7 protein-coding genes and 1 pseudogene are annotated in these 6,588 nt (G+C 53.1%); 7 read left to right on the top strand and 1 reads right to left on the bottom strand.

Annotation, left to right across the window (positions count from 1 at the left end; genetic code table 11):
* The 4 genes and pseudogenes from H8Q75_RS00285 to H8Q75_RS00270 all read left to right on the top strand — a co-directional run.
* Positions 1-692, top strand: a 692-nt coding sequence (locus tag H8Q75_RS00285; RefSeq protein ID WP_297039416.1) for a glycosyltransferase family 2 protein, incomplete at its 5' end; no start/stop codon positions are given.
* A gap of 773 nt (positions 693-1,465) precedes the next feature.
* A complete protein-coding gene (locus tag H8Q75_RS00280) occupies positions 1,466-2,299 on the top strand; it encodes a class I SAM-dependent methyltransferase (protein ID WP_024124363.1) in 834 nt (277 codons plus the stop codon).
* Between the two features lie 15 nt (positions 2,300-2,314).
* Entirely contained in the window at positions 2,315-3,562 is a 1,248-nt protein-coding gene (locus H8Q75_RS00275; protein WP_297039411.1) for a glycosyltransferase family 4 protein, read from the top strand.
* Positions 3,563-3,854: 292 nt separating this feature from the next.
* Positions 3,855-4,136: pseudogene (locus tag H8Q75_RS00270) on the top strand (integrase core domain-containing protein); the annotation flags it as partial.
* 55 nt (positions 4,137-4,191) lie between these two features.
* On the opposite strand, the gene H8Q75_RS00265 reads toward H8Q75_RS00270, so the two are convergent.
* Positions 4,192-4,566 (bottom strand): DUF309 domain-containing protein, encoded by a 375-nt coding sequence (locus H8Q75_RS00265; protein WP_041429023.1) that lies wholly within the window; start codon positions 4,564-4,566, stop codon positions 4,192-4,194.
* A gap of 71 nt (positions 4,567-4,637) precedes the next feature.
* On the opposite strand from H8Q75_RS00265, the gene psb29 reads away from it, so the two are divergent.
* From psb29 to H8Q75_RS00250, 3 genes are all read left to right on the top strand, one after another.
* The gene (gene psb29 / locus H8Q75_RS00260) at positions 4,638-5,306 is read left to right on the top strand and encodes a photosystem II biogenesis protein Psp29 (protein WP_297039406.1); all 669 of its coding nucleotides are present in this window, start codon (positions 4,638-4,640) and stop codon (positions 5,304-5,306) included.
* Positions 5,293-6,036 carry an HAD family hydrolase gene (locus tag H8Q75_RS00255; RefSeq protein WP_297039403.1) on the top strand — a complete coding sequence of 248 codons (744 nt, stop codon included), beginning with the start codon at positions 5,293-5,295 and terminating at the stop codon, positions 6,034-6,036. Before psb29 ends, H8Q75_RS00255 begins: the two co-directional genes overlap by 14 nt.
* Positions 6,033-6,588 (top strand): FAD-dependent oxidoreductase (locus H8Q75_RS00250; protein ID WP_297039400.1); only part of this gene is annotated, 556 nt, incomplete at its 3' end. The genes H8Q75_RS00255 and H8Q75_RS00250, both read left to right, overlap by 4 nt.

The raw sequence follows: 6,588 nt of genomic DNA, 5'->3' as shown, positions 1-6,588 counted from the left end.
TCTCCAGCGGCATCAACTGGGTTTTTTCACAGGTGGAAGAAGCCATCATCCTCGAGGACGATTGCCTGCCCGACCAAACATTTTTCCGGTTTTGCCAGGAACTACTGGAACGCTATCGCCACGACCAGCGCATTGGTATGATCAGCGGCAACAACTTCCAGTTCGGTCGTCGTCGCAATGGCGACAGTTATTACTTCTCGAAATACACGCACATCTGGGGCTGGGCGACATGGCGTGACCGGTGGGTCGGTAGCTACGACATCGCAATGTCCAAATGGCCACGCATCCGCGATGAAGGCTGGCTAGTCGATATGGTGGGCAATGCAAGCGAAGCGCGTTACTGGAAAAACATTTTCGAGTCGGTATATCGCGGTGAAATTGATACCTGGGATTATCAGTGGACTTTTGCGAATTGGGTTGAGGGTCGGCTAACCATCCTACCAGCAACAAACCTGATCTCGAATATCGGCTTCGGTCCTAATGCTACTCATACGAGGAGGACAAGCGAATTGGCCAATATGGCTCGCGTGCCGATGAATTTTCCTTTGGTGCACCCTGTAGGAGTAATCAGGAATAACCAGGCCGATAGGTTCAGCAATGTCAAATGTTTTCAGGGACCATTTGTTAAGCGTGTTTACAATAAACTTGCCGGGTTAGGAGGAAGCTTACGCAAGCGCTATAGCCGCTGCTGATACCGGGCTGGTAATGAGAAACTTTTCGATCCCCTGCAAATTGGCCGGAGCTCTGTATTGGATGCTAGGCGAACCCGTCAAAGGTCGGTATCTGGATGTTGGGGGAGGTTATGTCCGCAAATGTGTGTCGGCGCCTCTCGTTGACCCTTTTGCTGACCTGGGACGCACCGAGAAGGTGGTCTCACTGCCACGCCAAATGCGAACCTCCTCAGCAACATTGGCTTTCTGCCTGAGATAACTCATACAACAGATATAGATAGCCTACTTCCTGAAATGGCCATCCAGAGTCTGGGCATCATCACTCACCCAAACAATGTGTGCTAAGATGTGTCGGCTGATTGTTATGTCTTTGATCATGTTTTTGCATGTTTTTGATGGTTGTAAGGAATGTTTCCCCTATATTTTATGATTTATGCAGTTACCGTCGCTGGGCTGCGGGTAACCTATGGGGCATCCTTAAAAGGAAGGTGAGTCATGCTTAAGGTCAATCTTGGTTGTGGCTGTTTTTTGTCGATTTCCCAGAGTGGCTGAATTTGGATTTCGCTCCAATTTTATGAGCTGTCCGACATGTCAACCTACTCAACCACTTGCCGTTGCCGAGTAACACAGCCTCGTACCTATTCGTCTCTATTCGTCGCATTTTCTCGAGCATGTGCCGCGCTTGCTGGTGCACGGCTTGGTGCGTGAATGCGTCGCTTGCGGAATCACTCTACATAGAGGCGTGAAGGCACGGTTGTTTTTTGCACCTACTGAGCCTGGGGGCTAAGTGTGCGATGGCTGATTTGACGCAGTGGATTTCCGCCGATGAGTTGCCATTGATTAAGCTCGAAGAGCGCCAATGGTTGGCCCAAGTTTTTGAACGCTTTGGAGGTTATCCAGATTTGGAACAGATGTGGGGCTTGATGGACGAGGCTTGGGTATCTCTGGGATGCGACGCCGAGGTGATGGATGCCTCAGTTGATGCTTTCTATCGTCATCCAGTCTGGCTGCTAAATGGCCTGTTTATTGAGCAGCATAACCAAAGCCGGGAATATCGTGAGCAATTTAAGGATTGGGTTGCAAAGCATTCTCCTAACCGTGTGGCGGAGTTTGGGGGTGGATTCGGTACCCTGGCACGTATGATTGGACTAGCACTCCCCGATGCGTTGATTGAGGTAATCGAGCCCCATCCGCATCTATTGGCGATCGCCCGCGCGGAAAAAACTGCGAATGTCCGCTACCAAACGGAAATGCTCGGAGAGTATGATATTCTCTTGGCAATTGATGTTTTTGAACATGTGCCGGATCCACTGCAACTGGTGTATGAGACAGCACAACACCTTCGCATTGGTGGGCGTTACTTAATTGCTAACTGTTTCTTCCCAGTCATACGTTGCCACCTGCCGCAAACTTTTCACTTTCGCTATTCTTGGAATCAAGTTCTACGAGCTTTAGGCTTGCAACCAGCCGAGAAGGTAGCCTATGGTCGTGCATTCGTTCGCTGTGACCGATTGGACCTTGTGGCAGCCCGCAAGGTTGAACAGCAGTCGTTGATGCTTTGGCGATTTACCCAACACCTGCCTGGTGGACTGGCCCGTCTACTTAGGTACGTGCTCACCACTGTTTGAGTCCATAGGTATCACATGAAAGTCATTCATCTCAACTGCTTCGATATCATTGGCGGCGCCGCTCGTGCGGCCTATCGGATTCATCACGCTTTAAGGCGGGTGGGCGTCGATTCCTGGCTGTGGGTTGATGTTGCCGCCTCTGGCGACTGGACGGTGGAGGGGCCAACGACAAACTTCGGTAAAGGATTGGCCATACTGCGCCGCGCGCTTGGCAGGGGACTGGTCAAGTCAGTACTTAAAACCGGCAACCCGATTCTTCATTCCCCGGCGTTCCTTCCATCCGGCAGGGTCCGTGCACTGAATAGCTCTGACGCCGACATTTTGCACCTGCATTGGGTACAGGGGGAAATGCTGTCTATTGAAGATATTGGCCGGCTGCGTAAACCCGTGGTGTGGACGTTACATGACATGTGGGCCTTTTGCGGAGCTGAACATTACACTGAAGATCATCGTTGGCGTGAGGGCTACAGGCATAACAACCGGCCTAGCTATGAGAGAGGATTTGATCTCAACCGCTGGACCTGGACGCGTAAGCGCAAGTGTTGGAAGCATCCCATCCACATCGTTACCCCCAGTCGTTGGCTGGCGCAGTGCGTGCAAGAAAGTGCGTTGATGCACGAGTGGCCATTGAGCGTGATCCCAAATCCTATTGATACCGAACGGTGGCGGCCGCTCGAGACAAACTTGGCGCGAGAACTGTTTGGTTTGCCTAAGGGTACGCCCTTGCTTCTATTTGGTGCAATGGGGGGAGGGCGGGACCCAAGGAAGGGATTCGATCTTCTGCTTAAGGCAATTCAGCATTTACGCGGGGAACTCCTGGAGCTGCAATTGGTAATCTTTGGCGAACTCTGCCCTAGGAAACCTCCTGATCTTGGCTTTTCGATGAACTATGTCGGGCATTTAGCTGACGATTTAAGCTTACGCATTTTGTATAGCGCGGCTGATGTAATGATAGTTCCATCACGGCTAGAGGTATTTGGCCAGACTGCATCCGAAGCCCACGCCTGTGGCACGCCTGTTGTTGCCTTCAACACCTCTGGTTTGCGCGATATCGTCTTGCACAAAGAGACGGGCTATCTGGCTCAGCCGTTTGATCCAGAAGATCTGGCACGGGGCATTCAGTGGGTGCTTTCGGATTCAGAGCGCCATCTACAGCTTCGAAAAAACGCACGGGCTCGTGCGGTCGACTGCTTTGCTAGTGAAATCGTTGCTGCAAAATATCTACAGGTCTATGAGGCTGCCCTAAATGACTCAAGCTCATGACTCAAGCTCCCTTAGTGTGTGCCCCCTATGACATCCAGTCCTGAGATCGTTGCTGCACTTATCATCCTGTAGGAACAGTCATCGCGGCTGCGATAGGCGGTGCAGGTGTCCTGAGCGTAGCGCTGTGTGTCTGGTTTTCGCGCCAATGGAGATGTGTAGGGTGTCGACCATTCGGAAGCTTATGTGGGATATCGGGCGATACAGTCTCAGCTTGACGACGGCTGCTTTGCGCTTCGCACTGGGGTTGTTATTGTTGTTCTGGAGGGCTGCTGTCAAGACCTGGCAAGTTGTTTATCTTACCACGGGCGATCGCCAACCCACCGGACGCCATCCGTTCGATTATCTCTGTGGGAAGAAGAGAATCCAGCATCGGCTTATCCAACCTCGCCACCCGCAAACCAATCATGGTCGAGCGCCTCAACGGTCGCATTGCCGAGATTCTGCGCGTTGAGCGTTTGTCTCCGCCGCTGATCTGCAAGAGACGCTCACAGGCTACCTTTGGACGCACAGTCACCGAATTCCCCAACGCACTTGGGACCACATGATACCCATCGAGAAACTCTGAACGTGGTAAATGGAGCGACCAGAGTAGTTGTTTCAAAGGTAGGTCATGTCCCGGGTCTTGGCATCTAGGCTTGATCTAGGGATTCAGCAACAGGAAGATGCAACTGAATTTTGGGCGCTGAGTCAAGGGGAGTTTTTGCGAGGTGAAGCTGCGCTTGTAACTCGGCCACTCCTGCTAGGAAGGCTGCTAAGTCTAAACCCTGGTAGTCAGGATCACACTGTTCAAGGCGACGCCGTCCTTCCGCCAAGAGTAAAATTGCCCCCCGCTGGTTGCCCCGACTCAGGTGATAGCAGGCGACAGCAATTTGCAGCAGGCCTTGGTAAAACGTGCCCTCAGGTTCACTGGCCTCTAGCCAGAGAGCTTCGAGGGTGTCATGGCAGGCATAGAATTCGCCGCTATTAAATTGGGCAATAGCTAGGGCAAGCTCCGAATGCATCATTGATTGGGAAAGCGCAATGGGCGATAATAGTAAAGAATCATGACATTTTTTAACGAATATCGGCAGAGCTTGTGCAAAATCCTCGAACTGTCTCTGATACCAAACGCGCCTTTTATGCGGCTTACACGCGACCGATTCACTCGATCTACCGTCGCTTCATTGAAGAACTGCTTGTCGAAATCCATCTGTTGCGCGTCAATGTAGATTTTCGCTACTCTCCCCTCTTTGCTCTTGGGGTTGTTACTGCCTTTGACCAGTTTATGGAGGGTTATCAGCCCGAGGGCGATCGCGACCGTATTTTTCATGCCCTCTGTGTTGCTGAGGAAATGAACCCGCAACAGCTGAAGGAGGATGCCGCCAGTTGGCAACAGTACCAAGGCCGCCCCTTGAGTCAAATCCTTGGTGAACTCAACAGTGGCCAACCCAGTGCCCCCCTCAACAGCCTCAACCACGCGGGCAAATATAGCCGCCTTCATGCCGTGGGACTCTATGCCTTCCTGCAAGAGCTGGCAGGAGAACTGACAGTCAACCTCAACGAAATACTGGATCAACTGGCTCCTGTGATCCAACTGCCCATTGAGAAAGTCAAGCGCGATCTCGAACTCTACCGCAGTAACCTCGACAAAATCAATCAGGCTCGCAGTTTGATGAGGGAACTTGTGGAGCAGGAACGCAAGCGCCGTGCTCAGCAGACCTCCGCGCCACCCGCTGTGGATGCCAGTTCCGATGCACCCGCTTGATCCGCCCCAGCTCATTACCCTAGATGCCGTCGGCACCCTCTTTGGCTTACAGGAATCTGTGGGCACAGTCTATGGTCGCTTTGCGGCTGAAGTCGGGGTTCAGGTTGATCCAGCAGCCTTGGATGTGGCCTTCTTTAAGGCCTTTAAGGCGGCTCCTCCCTGCGCCTTCCCTGAGCTTGAGGCTTCACAACGGGCAGAGGCAGAATTGCGGTGGTGGCAAGGGGTTGCGGCAGAGACATTTCGCCGCGCGGGGGTCTTGGATCAATTTGTTGATTTTGAGACGTTTTTTGCCCCTGTCTTTGCCTACTACGCTACCGCTGAACCCTGGTGCCTTTATGAGGATGTCTTGCCTGCTTTGGAGAATTGGCAAGCGCAGGATATTCCCCTGATGGTGGTGTCCAATTTTGATAGCCGTCTCTATGGGGTTCTTGAGGCCTTGGGGTTAGCCCGTTTTTTCCAGGCGGTGTGGATTTCCAGTGAGGTGGGGGCAGCGAAACCGGATCGGTTGATCTTTGAGCGGGCAGTGGCTTCCTATGGGGCCTCCCAAGTCTGGCACATTGGCGACAGTTGGGAGGAGGATGTCCGCGGTGCTCAAGGAGCGGGTTTGCAGGCCATTTGGCTGCGGCGCGATCGCCCCTTGCTGCCAGAACCAGCCCTCAACGAGCCCCTAGCCGTGCCCCAAATTGCTGACCTCACAAAGGCGCAAGTTATACTGAGGGGGACAGCATGATCAGGGAATCAGCGGTGAGAAGCGAAATTTGCATTCTAGGTGGTGGGTTCGGTGGGCTTTATACAGCCCTCCGCTTGGCGCAATTCCCGTGGTCTTCCCCCCTAGGGATCACCCTTGTGGATCACAGCGATCGCTTTGTATTTACGCCCCTGCTTTACGAACTGATTACGGGGGAGCTAGAGGCCTGGGAAATTGCCCCTCCCTTTGTGGAGCTGCTGCGGGATACGCCAGTGGTCTTTCATCAGGGAACGGTGACCACTATTGATCTCCAGGAAAAAACCGTTCACCTCAGCAAGGGCGACCCCTTCACCTATGAAAAACTCGTTCTCGCCCTAGGGGGTGAAACCCCGAAAAGCCCTATCCCCGGTGGGGCGGAGTACGCCTTGACGTTCCGTACCCTCAGTGACGCCTACCGCCTTGAAGAAGCGCTGCAACGGTGCGAGCACTCTGATCGCGATCGCATCCGCGTTGTCGTTGTTGGTGCTGGTCCGAGTGGGGTGGAATTGGCCTGTAAACTGGCGGAGCGACTGGGAAGCCGATCTCGCATTCGGC

Origin of the sequence: Thermosynechococcus sp. OHK43, from assembly GCF_014466085.1 — a bacterium.
GTDB lineage: Bacteria > Cyanobacteriota > Cyanobacteriia > Thermosynechococcales > Thermosynechococcaceae > Thermosynechococcus.
This window is presented reverse-complemented; position numbering and strand designations above follow the sequence as displayed.